17 protein-coding genes and 2 pseudogenes are annotated in these 21,657 nt (G+C 59.3%); 14 read left to right on the forward strand and 5 right to left on the reverse strand.

What is annotated here, in order from left to right; translation table 11 throughout:
* Positions 1 to 392 precede the first annotated feature (392 nt).
* Positions 393 to 1,370 (forward strand): annotated as a pseudogene (locus ACFZPT_RS20305) (cache domain-containing protein); the annotation flags it as partial.
* Positions 1,371 to 1,487: 117 nt separating this feature from the next.
* Entirely contained in the window at positions 1,488 to 2,273 is a 786-nt protein-coding gene (locus tag ACFZPT_RS20310; protein ID WP_371264011.1) for a methyl-accepting chemotaxis protein, read from the forward strand.
* Between the two features lie 38 nt (positions 2,274 to 2,311).
* On the opposite strand, the gene ACFZPT_RS20315 is transcribed toward ACFZPT_RS20310, so the two are convergent.
* From ACFZPT_RS20315 to ACFZPT_RS20335, 5 genes are all read right to left on the reverse strand, one after another.
* Complete coding sequence (locus ACFZPT_RS20315; RefSeq protein ID WP_034095234.1) at positions 2,312 to 2,776, reverse strand: SRPBCC family protein; 465 nt, start codon at positions 2,774 to 2,776, stop codon at positions 2,312 to 2,314.
* Positions 2,777 to 2,795: 19 nt separating this feature from the next.
* Positions 2,796 to 6,173, reverse strand: coding sequence for an amino acid adenylation domain-containing protein (locus ACFZPT_RS20320; protein ID WP_099312381.1), 3,378 nt, complete (start codon positions 6,171 to 6,173; stop codon positions 2,796 to 2,798).
* Complete coding sequence (locus ACFZPT_RS20325) at positions 6,170 to 7,117, reverse strand: diiron oxygenase (RefSeq protein ID WP_099312383.1); 948 nt, start codon at positions 7,115 to 7,117, stop codon at positions 6,170 to 6,172. The genes ACFZPT_RS20320 and ACFZPT_RS20325 overlap by 4 nt, the downstream gene beginning before the upstream one ends.
* Positions 7,114 to 7,872, reverse strand: coding sequence for a DUF3050 domain-containing protein (locus ACFZPT_RS20330; RefSeq protein ID WP_034111189.1), 759 nt, complete (start codon positions 7,870 to 7,872; stop codon positions 7,114 to 7,116). Before ACFZPT_RS20330 ends, ACFZPT_RS20325 begins: the two co-directional genes overlap by 4 nt.
* A 387-nt stretch (positions 7,873 to 8,259) precedes the next feature.
* Positions 8,260 to 8,970 carry a GntR family transcriptional regulator gene (locus tag ACFZPT_RS20335; RefSeq protein ID WP_034095238.1) on the reverse strand — a complete coding sequence of 237 codons (711 nt, stop codon included), beginning with the start codon at positions 8,968 to 8,970 and terminating at the stop codon, positions 8,260 to 8,262.
* 311 nt (positions 8,971 to 9,281) lie between these two features.
* Between ACFZPT_RS20335 and ACFZPT_RS20340 the strand changes: the two genes are divergently transcribed.
* From ACFZPT_RS20340 to ACFZPT_RS20395, 12 genes and pseudogenes are all read left to right on the forward strand, one after another.
* The gene (locus ACFZPT_RS20340) at positions 9,282 to 10,175 is read left to right on the forward strand and encodes a TauD/TfdA family dioxygenase (protein WP_034111192.1); all 894 of its coding nucleotides are present in this window, start codon (positions 9,282 to 9,284) and stop codon (positions 10,173 to 10,175) included.
* A gap of 14 nt (positions 10,176 to 10,189) precedes the next feature.
* Positions 10,190 to 11,215 (forward strand): ABC transporter substrate-binding protein, encoded by a 1,026-nt coding sequence (locus ACFZPT_RS20345; RefSeq protein WP_099312385.1) that lies wholly within the window; start codon positions 10,190 to 10,192, stop codon positions 11,213 to 11,215.
* A gap of 1 nt (position 11,216) precedes the next feature.
* Positions 11,217 to 12,068: an ABC transporter ATP-binding protein gene (locus tag ACFZPT_RS20350; protein WP_099312387.1), complete on the forward strand. Its 852-nt coding sequence runs from the start codon at positions 11,217 to 11,219 to the stop codon at positions 12,066 to 12,068.
* A gap of 10 nt (positions 12,069 to 12,078) precedes the next feature.
* A complete protein-coding gene (locus tag ACFZPT_RS20355) occupies positions 12,079 to 12,927 on the forward strand; it encodes an ABC transporter permease (RefSeq protein ID WP_099312389.1) in 849 nt (282 codons plus the stop codon).
* A gap of 59 nt (positions 12,928 to 12,986) precedes the next feature.
* The gene (locus tag ACFZPT_RS20360; protein ID WP_047882982.1) at positions 12,987 to 13,907 is read left to right on the forward strand and encodes a LysR family transcriptional regulator; all 921 of its coding nucleotides are present in this window, start codon (positions 12,987 to 12,989) and stop codon (positions 13,905 to 13,907) included.
* A 235-nt stretch (positions 13,908 to 14,142) separates the two neighbouring features.
* Positions 14,143 to 14,925: pseudogene (locus ACFZPT_RS20365) on the forward strand (MFS transporter); the annotation flags it as partial.
* A 164-nt stretch (positions 14,926 to 15,089) separates the two neighbouring features.
* Positions 15,090 to 15,770 carry a cupin domain-containing protein gene (locus ACFZPT_RS20370; RefSeq protein ID WP_004574802.1) on the forward strand — a complete coding sequence of 227 codons (681 nt, stop codon included), beginning with the start codon at positions 15,090 to 15,092 and terminating at the stop codon, positions 15,768 to 15,770.
* Positions 15,767 to 16,351 (forward strand): TetR/AcrR family transcriptional regulator, encoded by a 585-nt coding sequence (locus ACFZPT_RS20375; RefSeq protein ID WP_004574803.1) that lies wholly within the window; start codon positions 15,767 to 15,769, stop codon positions 16,349 to 16,351. The genes ACFZPT_RS20370 and ACFZPT_RS20375 overlap by 4 nt, the downstream gene beginning before the upstream one ends.
* A 59-nt stretch (positions 16,352 to 16,410) precedes the next feature.
* Positions 16,411 to 17,187 (forward strand): SDR family NAD(P)-dependent oxidoreductase, encoded by a 777-nt coding sequence (locus ACFZPT_RS20380; RefSeq protein ID WP_004574804.1) that lies wholly within the window; start codon positions 16,411 to 16,413, stop codon positions 17,185 to 17,187.
* 14 nt (positions 17,188 to 17,201) lie between these two features.
* Positions 17,202 to 17,768, forward strand: a complete 567-nt coding sequence (locus tag ACFZPT_RS20385) for an OsmC family protein (protein WP_004574805.1) — start codon at positions 17,202 to 17,204, stop codon at positions 17,766 to 17,768.
* Between the two features lie 241 nt (positions 17,769 to 18,009).
* Complete coding sequence (locus tag ACFZPT_RS20390) at positions 18,010 to 18,570, forward strand: recombinase family protein (protein WP_003124096.1); 561 nt, start codon at positions 18,010 to 18,012, stop codon at positions 18,568 to 18,570.
* A gap of 2 nt (positions 18,571 to 18,572) precedes the next feature.
* Positions 18,573 to 21,539 (forward strand): Tn3 family transposase, encoded by a 2,967-nt coding sequence (locus ACFZPT_RS20395; protein WP_001138070.1) that lies wholly within the window; start codon positions 18,573 to 18,575, stop codon positions 21,537 to 21,539.
* Positions 21,540 to 21,657 lie beyond the last annotated feature (118 nt).

The following is a 21,657-nucleotide window of genomic DNA, read 5'->3' on the forward strand; positions in this document are numbered from 1 at the left end:
GCAGTGAAACGATGCATCGCCGATGGTAGTGTGGGGTTTCCCCATGTGAGAGTAGGTCATCGTCAAGATTAAATTCCAAAACCCCTGTCTGCTAACGCAGGCAGGGGTTTTGTCGTTTATAGGGAATTAATAGGCGTCAAATCAAAGATTCGCCATTGAAGGGTGTCGTAGGCTGCTTTAATGATTTTAGGTAGTTCGGATTTACCGCCTGTCGGTTTAACACTCAAAAAGAGGATGTTTCCCACAAAACCTTAAGATTTCACTCCGTTTGGCCGAAAGCCTGATGAGCCATGCGTGCACCGAAATAGAGCGGCCCGAGAAGCCGGCTATACCGTTACATGGAATGTTCCGTTCGGCACGCTCATCCCCCTTTGGCAAAAGAAGTCGACGAAATGAATCTCAAGTTCAGCCACAAAATTCTGCTAGCTGCGTCAGGCGTCGTAGTCCTAGCCTTCGCATTATTCACGCTTTACAACGATTATTTGCAACGGAGCACGATCAAGCAGAACCTGGACTCGTCTATCCAGCAATCCGGTGAGCTGACCGCCAGCAGCGTGCAGAACTGGCTCAGTGGCCGAATACTGGTGCTTGAAAGTCTCACGCAGAACATTGCCCATCAAGGCGATGCCGCGGATCTGCCAGGTTTGGTGGATCAACCCGCATTGACCTCAAATTTCCAGTTCACCTATGTCGGTCAAACCAACGGCGTTTTCACCCAGCGTCCTGACGCCAAAATGCCTGACGGCTACGATCCGCGTCAGCGCCCTTGGTACAAGCAAGCCGTGGCCGCCGATAAACCCATGCTTACGCCGCCCTATATGGCCGCAGTGGGCGGGCAGATTGTCACTATTGCCATGCCGGTTAAAAAGAACGGTGAATTGCTCGGCGTGGTCGGTGGTGACCTGAGCCTGCAAACCTTGGTAAAAATCATCAACTCGGTGGACTTCGGCGGTATTGGCCATGCGTTCCTGGTCAGCGGTGACGGCCAGGTTATCGTTAGCCCTGACGAAGACCAAGTGATGAAGAACCTAAAGGACATCTACCCAGGCACCAGCGTCCGTATCGAGAAGATTAATCAGGACGTTGTACTCAATGGCCAGGATCGCATTCTTTCATTCACCCCCATCACTGGGCTGCCAGGCGCGGATTGGTACATCGGTCTGTCGATCGATAAAGACAAGGCCTACGCCCCGCTAGGTAAATTCCGCACATCTGCGTTAATCGCCATGCTAATCGCGGTAGTTGCGATTGCCGTGCTGTTGAGTCTGTTGATTCAAGTATTGCTGCGCCCCCTGACCACCATGGGCGTTGCCATGCAGGATATCGCTCAAGGTGAAGGCGATCTAACACGTCGCTTGGCTGTCACCAGCAAGGATGAGTTCGGTGAAGTTGGCAGCGCGTTCAACCGGTTCGTGGAACGTATTCATGCGTCGATTTCCGAAGTGTCTTCGGCCACACGTCAGGTGCATGACCTTTCCCAGCGCGTGATGGCGTCTTCCAATGCCTCGATCATCGGCTCCGACGAGCAGAGTGCACGCACCAACAGCGTCGCTGCGGCGATTAATGAATTGGGGGCAGCGACTCAGGAAATCGCACGGAACGCTGCTGATGCGTCCCAGCATGCCAGTGGTGCCAGCGAGCAGGCCGACGATGGGCGCAAAGTGGTCGAACAGACCATCCTGGCCATGTCGGAGTTGTCTCAGAAGATCAGCCTATCGTGCACGCAGATCGAAACCCTGAATGCCAGCACCGACAACATTGGTCACATTCTTGATGTGATCAAAGGCATTTCCCAGCAAACCAACTTGCTTGCCCTTAACGCTGCGATCGAAGCTGCGCGGGCCGGTGAGGCTGGCCGTGGGTTTGCTGTGGTGGCCGATGAGGTTCGCAACCTGGCTCACCGAACCCAGGAGTCCGCCGAAGAGATCCATAAAATGATCACTTCGCTTCAAGTGGGCTCGCGTGAAGCGGTGACGACTATGAATGCCAGTCAGGTTTCCAGTGAGGAAAGTGTTGAGGTCGCTAACCAGGCCGGCGAGCGCCTGGTCAGTGTGACGCAGCGTATTGTTGAAATCGACGGCATGAACCAGTCCGTCGCGGCGGCCACCGAAGAGCAGACCGCCGTGGTGGAGACGCTCAACGTGGACATCAACCAGATCAATCTGCTGAACCAGCAAGGTGTGGAAAACCTCAACGAAACCCTGAGGGATTGCGATGCACTGTCACAGCAGGCCAATCGTCTGAAGCAATTGGTAGACAGCTTCAAGATCTGACTCGCCGGGGCACGCCGTAGGAGCGTGCCAACTCGCTCCTACGGCTTGTCGAGTAATTTGCGTACGTTGTTCAGGGCGCTGTCGGCAAAGTCCTGCACGAACGCTTCGAACCCCTTGCGCGTTGTGTCTTCGGGTTCCGCGATGATCGTCCAGGTGACCTTGGCGCTCTGGGCGCCAAGTGCCTGCACATTAATCGCTGCCCACAGTCTGGCCACGCCCAAGGTGTTGTAGATCGTGGTCCATGTCATGTGCATGGCGTCGTCATCTCGACTGTTGAGTTGTTCGACCGCACAGTTGCCGTCCTGGAAAATTTTTGTACGCAAAGCGCCCACGCCCGCGCCAATCATTTCAATGCGCGACAGTGCAGGGATAAAGGCATCAAAGTTGGAAAATCGCCCCACCAGATCCCATACACGAGCGGCTTCGCAGTTGACTATGACACCGGCCACGATCGGCACGCCGTTTGGGTTGCGAATTAACGTATCGGGTTGCAGCGCTTTCATGAAGTTGTCCTGAAACGGTTCAAAGGAAGCCTATGGTTTTGAGGTAGTAACAGCCCTTGTCCAAGAGTGCCTGGTCTTTTTCGGGATACTGCTCGCCCATGTCTTGAACACCTCTGCGTGCGTTGCCATGCAGGATCCTCGTGGTATCGCCGATGTCTTTGTCCAGACGATCGAGATAGAACCCCAATACCCCAAACAATGCGTTGTCCGGGCTCACTGCCCGCAGCGCCTGCTGCCATTGCGTCACGCTGACTCGCTCAAAGCAGTAACCCGCGCGACTGAACGCGTCCAGGTATTGCTCCCAACTCAACGGCTGTGGGTTATGCAGATTGAACACGCAGCTATCGGCATTAAAACCGGCACTGTGAAAGGCGATAAACCGCGCCAGGAAGTCCACAGGCATCAGATCGAAATTCAAATGCAACTGCGGTAGCAGGCCTAATTGCAGCGACCCTTTGAGCATCAACATCAGGCGATTCTTGTGCGGTTGGCAAACACCATTGCGGCTGTTGAAACTGATGTTGCCGGGGCGATGAATATTCACCCAGGCGCCTTGCTCCACCGCTCGTCCCAACATTCGCTCAGCCACCCACTTGGACAGGTTGTAGCCGTTTCTGATGAACAGCGGCAGCGACGCGCAGGCCGGGGCCTCTAGCACATGCCCTTGGGTGTCGACGCTGCTGGAAGCCGACAGCGTCGAGACAAAGTTGAGAATTTTCTTACTGTGGGTCTCACAGAGACGCAGGCATTCGAAGACGGGGTCGACGTTGTCCCTGGCCAGTGACGCATAGTCCATCACATGGTTGACCTGTGCGGCGTTGTGCACCAGCACACCGAAGCCATGGGCGAGTGCGTCATACGCGTTCTCGGCCAACCCCAGGCGTGGTTGGCTGATATCCGCAGCGAATACCTGCACACGACTCAGGTCCAGATGCTCCAACTGGTAGTCGCGTAACGCATGGGTAAACCGTGCCGTCGCGCATTGCCCGGGCCGTTCGCGCACCAGGCATGCCACTTGAGTCGCACCGCCGGCCAACAGCGCCTGAACAATATGGACGCCGACGAAACTGTTGGCCCCGGTCACAATCACTTTGTGCGGATCGCCTGCGCACGCGGCGGGTAGCGTCTTGATGCTCCATTCGCGTTGCGCATCTCGTACGGCTTGGCTAGAGGACGCGTCGGGCAGCTCACCGTCCTCCATCAGCGTGGCGAGGGTACGAAGGGTGGGTGCTTCGATGAAATGGCTCAAGGCGAAACTGCGGCCAAACTGTTCGCGTACACGCAGTAACAGGGTCGACAGTAAGATCGAGTGGCCACCCAAATCGAAGAAGCTGTCATCAACGGATAACTCGGCGCCATCCAGCCCTAGAAGCACTCCCCACAGGCTGGCCAGGCGCGCTTGAAGCGGTGTGTGTGCCACACGGCGTCGATCTGCAATAGTGAGCCGCAACGGCTGTGCAAGCAGGGCTTGCCGATCGACTTTGCCATTGTCGGAGCAAGGTAGAGCAGGCAGCTCGGCCCATGCGTTCGGTTGCATGTAATCCGGAAGCCACTGGCGTGCATGCTGTTTCAGCGCTTCGAGGGTCGAGCCGTGATCGGGCTGGGCAACAAAGGCGCAGATCCGGTCATCGCGGTCGATCGCCACGGCCACCTGACGATAGAGCCGGCTGTTGCGCAAACACTCCTCAACCTCCCGAGGCTCGACCCGAAAGCCACGGATTTTTACCTGATCGTCCCGGCGTCCGCCCAGCAGGATGCCATCGGCGCTCCACTGTGCCAGGTCGCCGCTGCGGTAGGCCCGCAACGACTGGCCGCCCGGCAGCGGTAAGTCGACAAACGCGCTCGCCGTTTGCACCTGTGCATTCAGGTAACCCAGGCTGACGCCAGGGCCGACGAGGTACAACTCGCCCATCACCTGTTCATCCACAGGTTGCAGATGCTCGTCGAGAATCAGTACCTGGCTGTTAGCAATGGGGCGGCCGATATTGCGGTTGCTGTCACCCGGGGTGAATGTGCGGTGGGTTACCAGCACAGTCGCTTCGGAAGGACCATACAGGTTGTGGAACTGACACTGTCCAGCCAGGCGCTCGATGACATGGGGCTCGCACACATCGCCACCGGTGAGCAGTTGCGTTAGGCCCAGCGGTTGATCCAGCGGCAAGATGCTGAGCAGCGCAGGTGGCAGGAACGCGTGAGTGACGCATTGCCGTCGCAGCAGCGTCAGCAGTTGCTCCGGATCGCGCCGTTGCGCTTCATTCGGAATGATCAGCTCGGCGCCGGCAATCAAGGCGGGGACGATATCGATCAGCGACGAGTCGAAACTCAGTGGCGAAAATTGCAGGACCCGGGCTTGTTCATTCAATTTCATGCACGCCCCACACCAGGCGGTGAAATGTGCCAGGTTGCCTTGGCTCAGCAACACCCCCTTGGGCTGACCCGTGGTGCCCGAGGTGTAGAGCACCATGCACGGTGCATCCAGGCACGGACGCTGTCGCATCGGCAGGGGCGGGTTGCCGGCGTTGCAGGGCTCGATACTGCTGACATCCAGTGCGGTAAAGCGCTCCCGCAGAGGGTGTTCGCCCGCATCCAGCAAGAGCCGGGCTCCGGCAGTCTCCAGCATGAGCTGATGACGTTGTGCAGGCTGGTCCAGACCCAACGGCAGGTAGACCGCGCCGCTGCCCAGGACAGCCAGCATGCTCGCATACAGCTCAATGGATTTATCCAGACAAACACCGACCACCGCGGGGGCTTCTAGCGCCTCCAGCAAACGGATCAAACGTTGTTGAATCGCTGCGGCCCGGCGGTGCAAGTCGCGGTAGCTCACGGCATAGCCATCGATGTTCAGCGCCGGGCGCTCGGCGAAGGCGTGCAGGCTGGCTTGCACCCGTTCCATCACCGGCACTTGCGCCTCCTGCATCAATGCGGGGTTTGCCGTGCAATTGAATCGATGCATGAACGCCAACGCGTCGAGCCCCAGCAGGCTCTGTTCGGGCCAGTCATTGGCCGTGGTGCTGATCGGCACGTACGCAGGGTCCCGTGAGAATTCACTGACCTGCAACGCGACCCAGTCCACCAGTGCGTTCGTCACCTGCTTACGCTGTCGCTCGCCATTGCCCGTAGGCTCGTCGGCGATCTCCAGCACCCCGTGCAAATGCCTCTGGCGGTCATAGGCGCGCAGTTGCAATGCGGGCAGCCCGTACTCGGTGGCGGCGCCCACCCCCAGGCGCAGGCGGATACAGGGCGCTTCGTCGATATCGCTTGGCAGCGGCAGGCTACCGTCTTCAATCCACAGATCGACGGCTTCGTCCCCCGTCGCGTGGCCGTATTGCTCCAGCATCTGCCTGATAGCCTGCAAGGCAGCACTGGTGCCGTTCCAGCCGATGGTCAGGCGCTTCATGCCAATCTCCTATTAACCGGCATGTAGTCGTTCAGCGCACGCGCCACGCTTGGCGTTTGCAGCAGGCCGCTGTTATGCACAAAGCTCAGGATGTTGCCCATCAAGGGGTGCTGGCGATGGATGGGGAATGCCAGTGCGTTGATGTCATCGCGCAATGCACGGCGCACGTCCGCGCTGACGTCTAGATGCTCGATCAGGTGCAGGTCGAAATTCTTTTGCAGTTGGTTGGTCAGGTAATGCGAGAGGAACGTCGGCAGTGCCTGAGCGATGGCATCGCGGTCGTTCGGGCTTGCGCTTTGCCAGTAGCTGCGCACCAGGCAGGTCCAGAACTGCGCGTGGCGCCCTTCATCGAACAGGTGGTCGGCCATCAGGCCCCGGATCGAGTCTTTGACCCTGCTGTCTTTGGAGAACGCGGCCACTTCGTGGGTGACGGTGTTTTCGGCAATAGCCACGCCAATCAGCTCCATGGCGTCGTGCAAGTGAGCCGGCACCTGCGCTTGCGCCGCTGGCAGGGCCAGGCTCAGTTCAATGTGTGTCGGCAGCTCAAGCGGCTCGATGCCTGTCATGGTTACGGTCTGTTGCAGGAAATCCAGAGCAACCAGCGCGTGGTAGTCCTCGTCCACCACGACGGTCATCGCGTCGACGCGACAGGCGAGGGGAAAGGGCAGCGAGAAGCGATTCTTGGCGATGGCGCGCGCAGTCTTGTCGACGATTTCCGTTTCGAAAATCACAACGTCATTGATGAACTTGTAAAAACTTTGCACCAGCACAAAGTCGCGCCACTGCGGGCAGTGCTCGGTAAAGGTGGCACTGAGTACCAAAGGCTGGCGGCACAAGGGGAAGATCAATTTATCGTCGTTTTCCAGCAAGCGGCGTGGACGTGTGCGAATGGTTGCGCGGCGCTCCCAATCGTCGGCAAAGGCTGGGTAACCGGCCATATTCATGGCTGCACCTCCAGCAGCGAGGCTCGAACCTCATCCCAAAGCATGATCCGGCTTTGCATGGCCGCGAGAGCGGCGTCGTGGGCTTGTTGCGGGTAAGTCGGATGGGCATCGGTCAAACGCTCAAGTAAACGCTGCGCTGCCGGCCCGTGATCCTGAGCGTCCAGCTCGATATGACGGTTGAGGTAGGCACATAAGGTTGGCGCGTGCTCTCGAATCAACGTGCCGGCCTGCAGCAACTGCTCGAACATGCCTGGGATCACGCGTTCTCGACTATGAAGAAACACCGCTGCTACGCAGTGGGTGGGGGCGTTCAATGCGATCTGCAACGTATCGCTGACGAAGCGGGCCGCGCCGCGCGGTGCTTGAGCCCTAAGCAACGCCGTATTGGCAGCCAGGCCTTGGCGTTGCAGCGCAATGAAGTGTTCGATTGAAGCGGTGCTGGCACCGACTTCATCCATGGCTTCCAGATACAGCTGGAAATGGCTGCACTGGCCCTCTTGGGGGTGTTGGTCGGATTCTTCCTCCAGCACGATCTCGTTGATCAGGCGAGCAGCCGTCGGGTCGGCAGGCGGTAGCCAGGGCAAGCGTGTACAGGTCAGGTCTTGTTGGAGGCGTTTGAGGAGCGTCATGAAGTCCCAAACCGCGAATACATGACTTTCCATGAATTTTTTTAATGTGTGAATAGAAGTTATTTCTTTGAATAACGGGTGGGCGCAAAGGCGCTCTGCTCTTTGTGCAAGTAAGGATTGATACATGCTTGATGCCTATAAGTTATTGCGTCAACTGTGACTACAGCGATGGGCTTTTTTGAACGGCAAGTAGATAAGGGGATATAAGCCAGGCGTGGCGCAATCCCTTTGTCTAAGGGCTGCGCGCCCTGAATAAGGAGCCGGGTTAATGCCGAAGATAATAGTCAGGCTAACTAATTTGGCGAGCATATAAATGTGTTAGATGTTTTTCTAAATAATATCTTTTGTCAGTAAGTCGCTTTATATAGGTGGGAAAGTTCTTTGCCGCGCGCCCTCGCCTTGAACCCGGCACTGATGCTGGCGTTTTTAGGAGGGCAGTGGCTATTGAATAACGCAAGTTACGCGCTGAAGCAGCAACCCTGCCGCGCTCAGGTGCAGGGCGAATGTTAAAGGTTATTGCGGGCCTTTCTGACTGGCGACGTCCGGGCCATTGAGGTAAGTCCTGATCACTTCCATCCCGCGCATCAAGTGATTGCGCAGGGTCAGGACGCTTTCCTGGACTTTCTTGCGTGCGACCAGATTCAGTAGTTCCCGGTGGTCTTCCTGGGACGTCTCGCCCAGCCCCATGGCTTCCAGATTGAAGCGCAGGAAACGCTCCTCTTCGTTCAACCCGTGCTCCACCAGTTTGAGCAGCCGCTGGTTAGGGGCTTTGCTGTAAAGGGTCATATGGAACAAGCGATTCAGGCGGCCTATCTCGGTGTAGTCTTTTTCTTGCTCCAGCGCACAAATCAACGCGTCAGCCTCGGCGATATCGGTGTCGGTGAGCAAAGGAATCGACAAGCGCAGCGCTTCGGATTCCAGCAACATCCGCAGTTCATAGGTTTCGGCCGAGTTGTCTTCGATCAACGGAGCGACCACGGCGCCCTTGTGAGTCACCACATGCAGCAGTGACTGGGCTTCGAGTTGGCGCAAGGCTTCGCGCACCGGCATGCGGCTTACCCCGAACAGGCTGGCCAACTCCTGCTGACGCATGGCGGTCCCGCAGGGCAGGCGCCCATCGAGGATGGCGTTGCGCAAGGTTTCTTCTATGACGGAGCGAGCAAGGTGGGCGGGAATCGGACCGCTGATCTTGATGCTGTTCAAAGGTGTAGGCTTCTGCGTCACGGTTACGCTGCCCTCCTTATTGGAATGGCTGATGGCTAATTGGATCCAAAGCACACTAGTGACTGCCCATAAGCTTGTCAAACACGCACGGTTTCGGCTTGTAAGTAGTTCAACACCACGCTCCGCGCACTCACAGCATGCCTTTATGGCGTCTTACAAACGGGATGGAAGCGCCCTCAGTCCAAGCAGCTTCGCTGCGAGCGCTACATCGTTTTGCCGCGCCGTTCACGCATATCGTTATGCGTAAACGGTATTTAAATTGAATTTCTTATACCTATAAAGTTTGTCTCCTGACTGCCAGGAGTGAACCCATGTCTGCCGCCTCTACCGCTTCACCCGCGTCGCTCGATGCACAAGTATTTGAGGTTCTTCCACTGCCCGGCAGCGTCGGTGCCGAGGTGGTTGGCCTGGACTTGTCCCGCCCGATCAACGACACGGATTTCGCGCGAATTCACCGCGCGCACCTCGATCACCATGTGCTGGTCTTTCGCGACCAGCGCATCACACCCGAGCAGCACATCGCGTTCAGCCGTCGCTTTGGCGTGCTGCAGATCCATGTGCTCAAGCAGTTCCTGCTGCTCAATCATCCGGAAATCCTGATCGTCTCCAACATCATCGAAAACGGCCAGGCTATTGGCTTGGGCGACGCCGGCAAGTTCTGGCATTCGGACCTGTCCTATAAAGCACTGCCCAGCCTGGGGTCGATGTTGCACGCACAGGAACTCCCCTGCGAGGGCGGCGACACGTTGTTTGCGGATATGCACAAAGCCTGGGACCAGTTGCCCGCGCATCTGCGCAACGCTGTTGAAGGCCGAAGCGCTGCGCACTCCTACACCGCGCGTTACAGCGAGACCAAATTCGAAGGCAACTGGCGCCCTACGCTCACGCCCGAGCAATTGGCCCAAGTCGCCGAAGTGGTGCACCCCATCGTGCGTACCCACCCTGAAAACGGCCGAAAAGCGCTGTTCGTCAGTGAGGGTTTCACCACTCGCATTATCGGTTTGCCTGAAGACGAAAGCCGCGACCTGCTGGCTCAGCTCTACGCCCACAGCGTGCTGCCGCACAACCTTTACCGCCATCAATGGCAGCCTCACGATCTGGTGTTCTGGGACAACCGTTCGCTGATCCACCTGGCCGCCGGTTGCCCAAGCCATCTGCGCCGCAAGCTGTTCCGCACCACCATCCAGGGCGACGCGCCTTTCTGATTCGGAGCATGACCATGTCCAGACACCTTCCATTTGCACGACTGGCCGCCACTGTCGGCCTGGGTATCAGCCTGCTGGCCGGCAGCCTGGCAGCGCCGGCGGTGGCCCACGCTGAGGGCGAGATTCGCATTGCCGAACAGTTCGGCATCGTCTACTTGCTGCTCAATGTGGTGCGCGACCAGCACCTGATTGAAAAATACGGCAAGCAGGAAGGCATCGACATCAAGGTCGACTGGACTCAACTGTCCGGCGGCGCGGCGGTCAACGACGCATTGCTCTCTGGCTCCATCGACATTGCCGGAGCCGGCGTCGGGCCGTTGTTGACCATCTGGGATCGCACCTACGGCAAGCAGAACGTTAAGGCCGTGGCGTCCTTGGGTAACTTCCCCTACTACTTGGTCAGCAATAACCCCAAGATCAAGACCATTGCCGACTTCACTGACAAGGACCGTATCGCGGTGCCGGCAGTGGGGGTGTCAGTGCAGTCGCGCTTTCTGCAATACGCCGCCGCCAAACAATGGGGCGACCAGGATTTCAACCGCCTCGACAAGTACACCATCGCCGTTCCGCACCCCGACGCCACCGCGGCGTTGATCGCCGGCGGCACGGAGTTGACCGGGCATTTTTCCAACCCGCCGTTCCAGGACCAGGCCCTGGCCAATCCCAATGTCCATGTGGTGCTCAATACCTACGACCTGTTTGGCCCGAACTCGCCGACGGTGCTGTTCGCCACCGAAAAATTCCGCAACGACAACCCCAAGACCTACAAAGCATTTGTCGACGCTTTGACCGAAGCCGCACAGTTCGCTCAGAACGACAAAGGAGCGGCGGCCGATACCTACCTGCGCGTGACCAAGGCCAAGATCGACCGTGCCGAGCTGCTCAAAATCATCGACAACCCGCAATTCGAATTCAGCGTCACGCCGAAAAACACCTACCCGCTGGCGGAATTCCTTTATCGCGTCGGCGCCATTAAGCACAAGCCGCAATCGTGGCAGGACTACTTTTTCCAAGACGCCAAACCCCTGCAAGGAAGCTGAGATGAACGCATCGTTATCAGCCCACGCGACCAGCAATCTGCACCCTGTCGCGCCGTTACTGGCGGTGGATAACGTCAGCCTGGAATATCGCACGGCCGAGCGCGTGGTGCGCGCGACGCATCAGGTCAGTTTCGAGATCGACCCGGCCGACCGCTACGTGCTGCTCGGCCCTTCGGGCTGCGGCAAATCCACGTTGCTCAAGTCCGTTGCCGGGTTTATCAAACCCAGTGAAGGCGAGATTCGCCTGCTAGGGCAAAAGGTCGAACAACCGGGCCCGGACCGTATCGTGGTGTTTCAGGAATTCGATCAGTTGCCGCCCTGGAAAACCGTCAAGCAAAACGTGATGTTCCCGCTGCTGGCGTCGAAAACCTTGAAGCGCGCCGACGCCGAAGACCGCGCACGGCATTACCTCGATAAGGTCGGCCTTAGTGCGTTTGCCGATGCCTACCCACACACCCTGTCCGGTGGCATGAAGGCGCGCGTGGCAATTGCCCGTGCGCTGGCGATGCAACCGAAAATCCTGCTGATGGACGAACCCTTCGCCGCCCTCGATGCCCTGACTCGGCGCAAGATGCAGGAAGAGCTGCTGCTGCTCTGGGAGGAAGTGCGCTTCACCTTGTTGTTCGTCACCCACTCCATTGAGGAGGCGCTGGTGGTGGGCAATCGCATTCTGTTGCTGTCACCGCACCCAGGGCGCGTGCGTGCGGAAATCCACAGTCATCAATACGACCTGCATAGCCTTGGCGGTGTCGACTTCCAGGCATCGGCGCGGCGGATCCACCGGCTGTTGTTCGATGAAGCCACTGAGGCCGAACCCGAGTTGGATTTTGCCGATATCCGCATCGCGTACTAAGGGGACATTTATGCGCCAGGAATACGAAATCACCCTCGGACCGCTGCGCAGCGTGCCGGTGGAACGCGAACTGCCGCTGCGCCAGCGCCTATGGCAACAGGGCTGGTTGCGTAAGGGCCTGATCCTGATCGTGCTCGCTGTCCTCTGGGAAGCCGTTGCGCGCTATCAAGACAACGACCTGCTGCTGCCGAGTTTTCTGCAGACCTTTCACGCGTTCTACGACGGTTTGCTCAGCGGCGAACTGCTCGGCAAAGTCAGCATCTCGCTGGTGGTGCTGATCAAGGGCTACCTGATCGGTATCGTACTGGCGTTCGCCCTGACCACACTCGCGGTGTCGACGCAGGTGGGTCGCGACCTGCTCAGCACACTGACCTCCATGTTCAACCCGTTGCCGGCCATTGCGCTGTTGCCGCTGGCGCTGCTGTGGTTTGGCCTGGGTCAGAACAGCCTGATCTTTGTGCTGGTGCATTCGGTGCTGTGGGCGCTGGCGCTCAATACCTATTCAGGGTTCCTGGGCGTGTCCGAAACCCTGCGCATGGCCGGACGCAACTATGGCCTCAAAGGTATCCGCTTTGTGCTGTTTATTCTGATCCCGGCGGCGCTGCCATCGATTCTGGCGGGCCTGAAAATCGGCTGGGCTTTTGCCTGGCGCACGCTGATCGCTGCCGAATTGGTGTTCGGCGCCACCAGCGGCAAGGGCGGGCTAGGCTGGTACATCTTTCAGAATCGCAACGAGCTGTACACCGACAAAGTATTCGCCGGGTTGGCGGTGGTGATCCTCATCGGCCTGCTGGTGGAGAACCTGGTGTTCGATACCGTCGAACGGCTGACGGTCAAGCGCTGGGGCATGCAGCGCTGATAGATCCACCCTGATACGATTGCGCCCAGTTCACTCCTTACCGCATACGAGTGCTTGGCATGCAACTACCGGATATGAACCTACTGGTCGCCCTCGACGCTTTGCTCGACGAGGGCAGTGTGGTCGGCGCCGCGCGCCGCATGAACCTCAGCCCGGCGGCCATGAGCCGTACTCTCACGCGCATACGTGAAGCGGTGGGCGACCCGATCCTGGTGCGCGCCGGGCGTGGCCTGGTGCCGACCCCCAAGGCCCTGCAGTTGCAAGAGCAGGTGCGCAATGTGGTCGAGCAGGCAGCGCTGTTGTTTCGCTCGGCCGACCAAGTGGACCTGAGTACCTTGCGCCGGCGCTTCAGCGTACGAGCCAATGACTTCTTTATCGGTGTGTACGGCGGGCGGCTGTTCGACACCATGGAGCGCGTCGCACCGCTGTGCGAGCTGTGTTTCGTGCCCGAAGGCGACACCGACGACGAAGCGCTGCGCGAAGGTCGACTGGACCTGCGTGTGAGCAACACCATGCCCGCCAGCCCTGAAGTGAAAGTACAAAATCTGTTCTCCACCACCTTTGTCGGCCTGGCGCGGCAAGATCATCCCTTGTTCGATAAAGAAATCACCGCCGCCCGCTTCGCCAGCTATTCCCACATCAGCATCTCGCGGCGCGGCATCGCCCGTGGGCCGATCGATACGGCCCTCAATGCCCAGGGCTTGGAGCGCCGCGTGGCGATGATCGCACCGGGGTTTCACGGCGCAATGTTTATGCTGCCCGACTCCGACCTGCTTCTGCCGGTGCCCAAGGAAGCGCTCTACAGCGCCAACCGGCTGAAGCTGCCCCTGCGCGCGTTCCCGCTGCCCATCTCCTTGCCGACACTGGTGTTGGCCCAGTCCTGGCACCCGCGCTTCGACAACGACCCGGCGCACAAATGGCTGCGCGAGACCCTGCGTGAAAGTTGCCACGCCACCTGGCTGGAAGCTCAACCCTCCTGACCTCTAAATCATGCAGGGTCAAAATGTGGGAGGGGGCTTGCCCCCGATAGCGGTGTGAAGATGGAAAAAACTGTGGCTGTCAGAAAGCATCAGGGGCAAGCCCCCTCCCACCTGGGGTTTTTGGCCGGGTTCGAGATTGCGTTTGGCGCACTTATAAGCTGCCGATAAGTAACTTTTTGTCATGTGTTAGCCTGATTAAACTGCTCGGGTATTCCCTACGCCGAGTTACCTGTTCATGACGTCCCTCGCTGCTCCCACCCTTGCGGCCGCAGCCCAACCCACCGCCATCGCCCCGCCCGTATTCGGTCCGCGCATCATCATCGGCCTGGTCGGCGTGTTGCTGGCGGTGCTGGTGTCCGGTCTCAACGAGATGGTCACCAAGATTGCCCTCGCCGACATCCGTGGCGCGCTCGCCATCGGGTTTGATGAAGGCACCTGGCTGGTCGCCGCGTATACCGCCACCTCCGTGTCGGCCATGGCCTTTGCACCCTGGTGCTCGGTGACCTTTTCCCTGCGGCGCTTCACCTTGTGGGCCATCGGGTTGTTCACTTTGCTTGGAGTGCTGTGCCCGCTCGCGCCGAACTACCAAAGCCTGCTGGCGCTGCGCACCCTGCAAGGCCTGGCCGGTGGAGCGCTGCCGCCGATGCTGATGACCGTGGCGCTGCGTTTTCTGCCGGCCAACGTCAAGCTGTACGGCCTGGCCGGTTACGCACTTACCGCCACCTTCGGCCCGAGCCTGGGCACGCCGCTGGCGGCGCTGTGGACTGAATACGTCGGCTGGCAGTGGGCGTTCTGGCAAATCGTCGCGCCGTGCCTGTTGGCGATGGCCGCCGTGGCCTACGGGTTACCGCAGGACCCGCTGCGCCTGGAGCGCTTCAAGCAATTCAACTGGCGCGGCCTGCTGCTGGGCTTCCCGGCGATCTGCATGCTGGTCATCGGTGTGCTGCAAGGCAATCGTCTGGACTGGTTCGAGTCCGGCCTGATCACCTTCCTGCTCAGTGGCGGTAGCCTGTTGCTGGGGACGATAGAGAATTCGGAAAAAATCGTACGCTAAGCTTCGCGAGTTCTTGTAACCAATTCATTGTTTTTTCAATGGATGAAAGAAAATGGCGAAAGCTATTTGACAAACAAATCGGGATCTTATAACTTACCTACCAATTAGTCGGTAGATGAAATAAAGCCATGAAACTCAATTCAGATCTTTCGCAGCGTGTTGTCGTCGAGCCTTCAAGCTTACAGTGGGTCGATTCGCCAGCGACCGGGATTCAACGCCAGTTACTGGAGCGTGATGGCGACGAAGTGGCGCGTGCCACCTCGATCGTGCGATACGCGCCGGGCTCCGCTTTTGAAAATCATAAGCACGACTTGGGCGAGGAGATTCTGGTCCTGGACGGCGAATTCAGCGACGAATCCGGGACCTTCGGGCCTGGGACTTACATCAAGAATCCACCAGGTTCTTCGCATGCACCGAGCTCCGCGACGGGTTGCACGTTGTTCGTCAAGCTGCGCCATCTTGATCTAGCCGACAGCCAACGCACCGTGGTCGACACCCGTAACGGCCCCTGGTTTCCAGGCCTCGTGCCGGGTCTGTCGGTGATGCCACTTTCTGAGTTCGACACACAACATACGGCTTTGGTGCGCTGGGCCCCGGGGACACGATTCAATTCGCATCGTCACTACGGCGGTGAAGAAATCTATGTGTTGGAAGGCGTCTTTGAGGATGAGTTCGGAAGCTACCCTACCGGCACATGGATGCGCAGTCCGCATTTGAGTGCTCACCGTCCCTTCAGCAATACAGGCTGCACCATCCTGGTCAAGACAGGCCACCTGCCAGTCGCCGAATCAAATGAGGCGCTTGCATGAAGCATTTCTCCGAAATCTCGCCGACCGCCGAGCGGGTGGTCGATGCCGCTGAAGGGTTGGTACAGCAGCACGGCTACAACGGCTTCTCATACGACGACGTGGCCCAGTTGGTAGGCATCAAAAAACCAAGTATCCACCACCACTTTCCCAAGAAGGGTGAACTCGTGGCCGTGGTCGCACAGCGCTACACGCACCGGTTTCGTGAGGAGTTGCTGAGCATCGAAGGGCAGCATGCGAAAGCGCCTGACAGGCTAACTGCGTATGCGGCACTTTTCGAACGCACCTTCGCCAAGGACCGGCGCCTTTGTGTCTGCGGCATGTTGGGTGCCGAGTCGGACTCGCTGCCGGACGCCGTTGTGAGCGAGGTCGAGCGATTCTTTAAAGTCAATCTCGACTGGTTGACTCTTGTCGTTGCCGATGGTCAGCGTGCCGCGCTGATCACCTCGAATTCCACCCCAGAGGCTCTCGCAGAGGCATTCTTGTGCGCGTTGGAAGGCTCGATGATGGTGGGCCGTGGCATGCGGTCGTCACGCGGACCGGCCGAAGTTGGAAACACTTTTCTTTCCACCGTGTTGACCTGAGGTCGGCACTTTTTTTGCAACACAACCCTACCATTTAGTTGGTAGTTAAGGAGATTATTATGAGTACTGAATTTAATGGCAAGAAGTTGTTGGTCATCGGCGGCACTAGCGGGATGGGACTGCAAACTGCCCGCATGGTTCTTGAGCAAGGCGGAAGCGTCGTCATCGTCGGTCACCGTGAAGACAAGGCCGAAGAGGCCCGCAAGGCGCTGTCGTCGTTGGGCACCGTGACCGCCCTGACTGCCGATCTCTCGCGAGCCGAAGATGTGAAGCGACTCCTGCATACCATCGATGAACACCACAAGGACATCAATCTTCTGGTCAACGCGGCTGGGGTGTTCTTCCCGAAGGCGTTTCTTGAGCACACGGAAAGTGATTACGAACAATATTTGACGTTGAATAAAGCGTTCTTCTTCATCACACAAAAAGTCGTGGCCAATCTCGTGGCCAGCGAGCGTCCCGGCGCCATTGTGAACATCGGCTCGATGTGGGGCAAGCAGGCGATTGCGGCTACGCCGTCGTCCGCGTATTCGATGGCAAAAGCAGGTTTGCATTCGCTGACCCAGCACCTTGCGATGGAGCTGGCATCCAAACAAATCAGGGTCAATGCCGTTTCTCCGGCGGTTGTCGAAACGCCGATTTACGAGGGATTCATACCCAAGGCCGAGGTTCATGGCGCCTTACAGGGATTCAACAGCTTCCACCCAATCGGCAGGGTTGGGACGCCACAAGACGTCGCCGAGGTCATCCTCTTCCTGTTGTCGGACAAGGCAGCATGGGTGACGGGCGCAATCTGGGACGTTGACGGCGGCGTGATGGCCGGGCGTAACACATAATGGGGGAACGAGAAATGAACACAAACATTAAAGGAACTCCCGGCAACGGGATCAACGTCGGCGCATTGCGTGAGTTTGCAGATCAGGTCGCAGCAAAGCCCGCCGCAGGCATCGCGACGTTCGGCGTCGTGACAACCTGGGAGGGTGGCACCCGGACGCGTGCGCGAACCATGCCGCTCGTACTAGGTGACACGGCCTTGGCGCGCGGCTTTGTCATCGACGCGGACGAACCGGCAGAATTGCTCGGTACCGACACGGCCGCTAATCCACAAGAATTGATCCTGGCTGCGTTGAACGCATGCATGACTGCAACCTACGCGGCAAATGCGGCGGCAATGAACATCGAGTTGCAATCGCTGACTATCCGCACGAAGGGAAGCCTCGATCTGAGAGGTTTTCTTGGAATCGATCCTGGGATCAATCCAGGGTACGACCAGGTCGAGTATGAGGTCGAAATGGAGTCGTCGGCGGATTCGGCGGCGCTGAAAGCATTGCACGCGCAGGTGCAGCGAACATCGCCGAATTACCACAACTTCGCGAGAGCCATTGATCTCAAGGCCAAGCTGACCATTCTCCAATGATCGAGTCAGTGTTTCCCGTGGTTGGCTGACGGGAGGCCAAACCAGATGCGCTATGACGGAAGGTTCAACCTTCCGTCATCACGTTCTCTGGAATACGCAGTGTCAATTTGAGGTATACCCTAACTTGGCGTCAGACCATCCGGCGCTAAATCGTCAGAATAGAGTTGCCTTCCGAATTGATTGACATACGCCGTCAAGGGTCATAGATTTCTTCCTGACACATTTCCCTCAGGAGGATACCTTGCACGGTCAGCGCATCGGTTACGTCCGCGTCAGCAGCTTCGACCAGAACCCAGAACGGCAGCTCGAACAGATCCAGGTGGATAAAGTGTTCACCGACAAGGCGTCGGGCAAGGACACACGGCGGCCCGAACTGGAACGGCTGCTCGCCTTCGTGCGCGAAGGCGACACGGTCGTGGTGCACAGCATGGATCGTCTGGCGCGCAACCTCGACGACCTGCGCCGCCTGGTGCAGGGCCTCACCCAGCGCGGCGTACGCATCGAGTTCCTTAAGGAGCATTTGACCTTCACCGGCGAGGACTCGCCGATGGCGAACCTGATGCTGTCGGTAATGGGCGCGTTCGCCGAGTTCGAACGCGCCTTGATCCGCGAGCGGCAGCGCGAGGGCATCGCGCTCGCCAAGCAGCGCGGGGCCTACCGTGGCAGGAAGAAATCCCTGTCGTCTGAGCGTATTGCCGAACTGCGCCAACGTGTCGAGGCTGGCGAGCAAAAGACCAAGCTGGCTCGTGAATTCGGAATCAGTCGCGAAACCCTGTATCAATACTTGAGAACGGATCAGTAAATATGCCACGTCGTTCAATCCTGTCCGCCGCCGAGCGCGAAAGCCTGCTGGCGTTGCCGGACACCAAGGATGAGTTGATCCGTCACTACACGTTCAGCGAAACCGACCTCTCCATCATCCGGCAGCGGCGCGGCCCGGCCAACCGGCTGGGCTTCGCCGTGCAGCTCTGTTACCTGCGCTTTCCTGGTGTCATCCTGGGCGTCGATGAGCCGCCGTTTCCGCCCTTGTTGAAACTGGTCGCCGACCAGCTCAAGGTCAGCGTCGAAAGCTGGGACGAATACGGGCAGCGGGAGCAGACCCGGCGCGAGCACCTGGTCGAACTGCAAACGGTGTTCGGCTTCCAGCCCTTTACCATGGGCCACTACCGGCAGGCCGTCCAGTTGCTGACCGAGATGGCCTTGCAGACCGACAAGGGCATCGTGCTGGCCAGCACCTTGATCGAGCACCTGCGGCAGCAGTCGGTCATTCTGCCTGCCCTCAACGCCGTCGAGCGGGCGAGCGCCGAAGCAATCACCCGCGCCAACCGGCGCATCTACGATGCCTTGGCCGAACCGCTGTCGGACGCGCATCGCCGCCGCCTCGACGATCTGCTCAAGCGTCGGGACAACGGCAAAACGACCTGGCTGGCCTGGCTGCGCCAATCGCCCGTCAAACCGAATTCGCGGCACATGCTGGAACACATCGAACGCCTCAAAGCGTGGCAGGCGCTCGACCTGCCTTCTGGCATCGAGCGGTCGGTGCACCAGAACCGCCTGCTCAAGATCGCCCGTGAGGGTGGCCAGATGACGCCCGCCGACCTGGCCAAGTTCGAGGCGCAGCGACGCTATGCCACCCTGGTGGCGCTTGCCATCGAGGGCATGGCCACCGTCACCGACGAAATCATCGACCTGCACGACCGCATCCTGGGCAAGCTGTTCAACGCCGCCAAGAACAAGCATCAGCAGCAATTCCAGGCGTCCGGCAAGGCGATCAACGCCAAGGTGCGGTTGTTCGGCCGCATCGGCCAGGCGCTGATCGAGGCCAAGCAGGCGGGCCGCGATCCGTTCGCCGCCATCGAGGCCGTCATGTCCTGGGATGCCTTCGCCGAGAGCGTCACCGAAGCGCAGAAGCTTGCGCAGCCCGAGGACTTCGATTTCCTGCACCGCATCGGCGAAAGCTACGCCACGCTGCGCCGCTACGCGCCGGAATTCCTTGCCGTGCTCAAGCTGCGGGCCGCTCCCGCCGCGAAGGACGTGCTCGACGCCATCGAGGTGCTGCGCGGCATGAACAGCGACAACGCCCGCAAGGTGCCCGCCGACGCGCCGACCGAGTTCATCAAGCCGCGCTGGCAGAAGCTGGTCATGACCGACACCGGCATCGACCGGCGCTACTACGAACTATGCGCGCTGTCGGAGATGAAGAACGCGTTGCGTTCCGGCGACATCTGGGTGCAGGGGTCGCGCCAGTTCAAGGACTTCGAGGACTACCTGGTGCCGCCCGCGAAATTCGCCAGCCTCAAGCAGGCCAGCGAATTGCCGCTGGCCGTGGCCACCGACTGCAACCGGTACCTGAACGACCGGCTGACGCTGCTGGAAACACAGCTTGCCACCGTCAACCGTATGGCGACGGCCAACGAGCTGCCGGACGCCATCATCACCGAGTCAGGCTTGAAGATCACGCCGCTCGACGCGGCGGTACCCGACACCGCCCAAGCGCTGATCGACCAGACGGCAATGATCCTGCCGCACGTCAAGATCACCGAACTGCTGCTGGAGGTGGACGAATGGACGGGCTTCACTCGGCATTTCGCGCATCTGAAATCGGGCGACCCGGCCAAAGACAAGAACCTGTTGCTGACCACGATCCTCGCCGACGCGATCAACCTGGGCCTGACCAAGATGGCGGAGTCTTGCCCCGGCACGACCTACGCCAAGCTGGCTTGGCTGCAAGCCTGGCACATCCGCGACGAAACCTACGGGGCGGCGCTGGCCGATCTGGTCAACGCACAGTTCCGCCATCCCTTCGCCGAGCACTGGGGCGACGGCACCACCTCATCGTCGGACGGCCAGAACTTCCGCACCGGCAGCAAGGCCGAGAGCACCGGCCACATCAACCCGAAATACGGGAGCAGCCCAGGGCGGACGTTCTACACCCACATTTCTGACCAGTACGCGCCATTTCACACCAAGGTCGTGAACGTCGGCGTGCGCGATTCGACCTACGTGCTCGACGGCCTGCTGTACCACGAGTCCGACTTGCGGATCGAGGAGCATTACACCGACACGGCGGGCTTCACCGATCACGTCTTCGCCCTGATGCACCTCCTGGGCTTCCGCTTCGCGCCGCGCATCCGCGACCTGGGCGACACCAAGCTCTACATCCCGAAGGGCGACGCCGCCTATGACGCGCTGAAACCCATGATCGGCGGCACGCTCAACATCAAGCACGTCCGCGCCCATTGGGACGAAATCCTGCGGCTGGCCACCTCGATCAAGCAGGGCACGGTGACGGCCTCCCTGATGCTCCGAAAGCTCGGCAGCTACCCACGCCAGAACGGCCTGGCCGTGGCGCTCCGCGAGCTGGGCCGCATCGAGCGCACGCTGTTCATCCTGGACTGGCTGCAAAGCGTGGAACTGCGCCGCCGCGTGCATGCCGGCCTGAACAAGGGCGAGGCGCGCAATGCGCTGGCCAGGGCAGTGTTTTTCAACCGCCTGGGTGAAATCCGCGACCGCAGTTTCGAGCAGCAGCGCTACCGGGCTAGCGGCCTCAATCTGGTAACGGCTGCCGTCGTGTTGTGGAACACGGTCTATCTGGAACGGGCTGCGCACGCGCTGCGTGGCAACGGCCATGCCGTTGATGACGCGCTGTTGCAGTACCTGTCGCCGCTCGGTTGGGAGCACATCAACCTCACCGGCGATTACCTCTGGCGCAGCAGCGCCAAGATCGGCGCGGGCAAGTTCAGGCCGCTACGACCGCTGCAACCGGCTTAGCGTGCTTTATTTTCCGTTTTCTGAGGCGACCCCCTTCATCGCGAATTGCACCGCCCAAGACGATCTGCACTGAAATCAATACTTTCTGATGCCTCTTGATTAGAGATGCCAGCCATAA

Origin of the sequence: Pseudomonas sp. MD330_10, assembly GCF_042610415.1 — a bacterium.
Lineage (GTDB): Bacteria > Pseudomonadota > Gammaproteobacteria > Pseudomonadales > Pseudomonadaceae > Aquipseudomonas > Aquipseudomonas rhodesiae.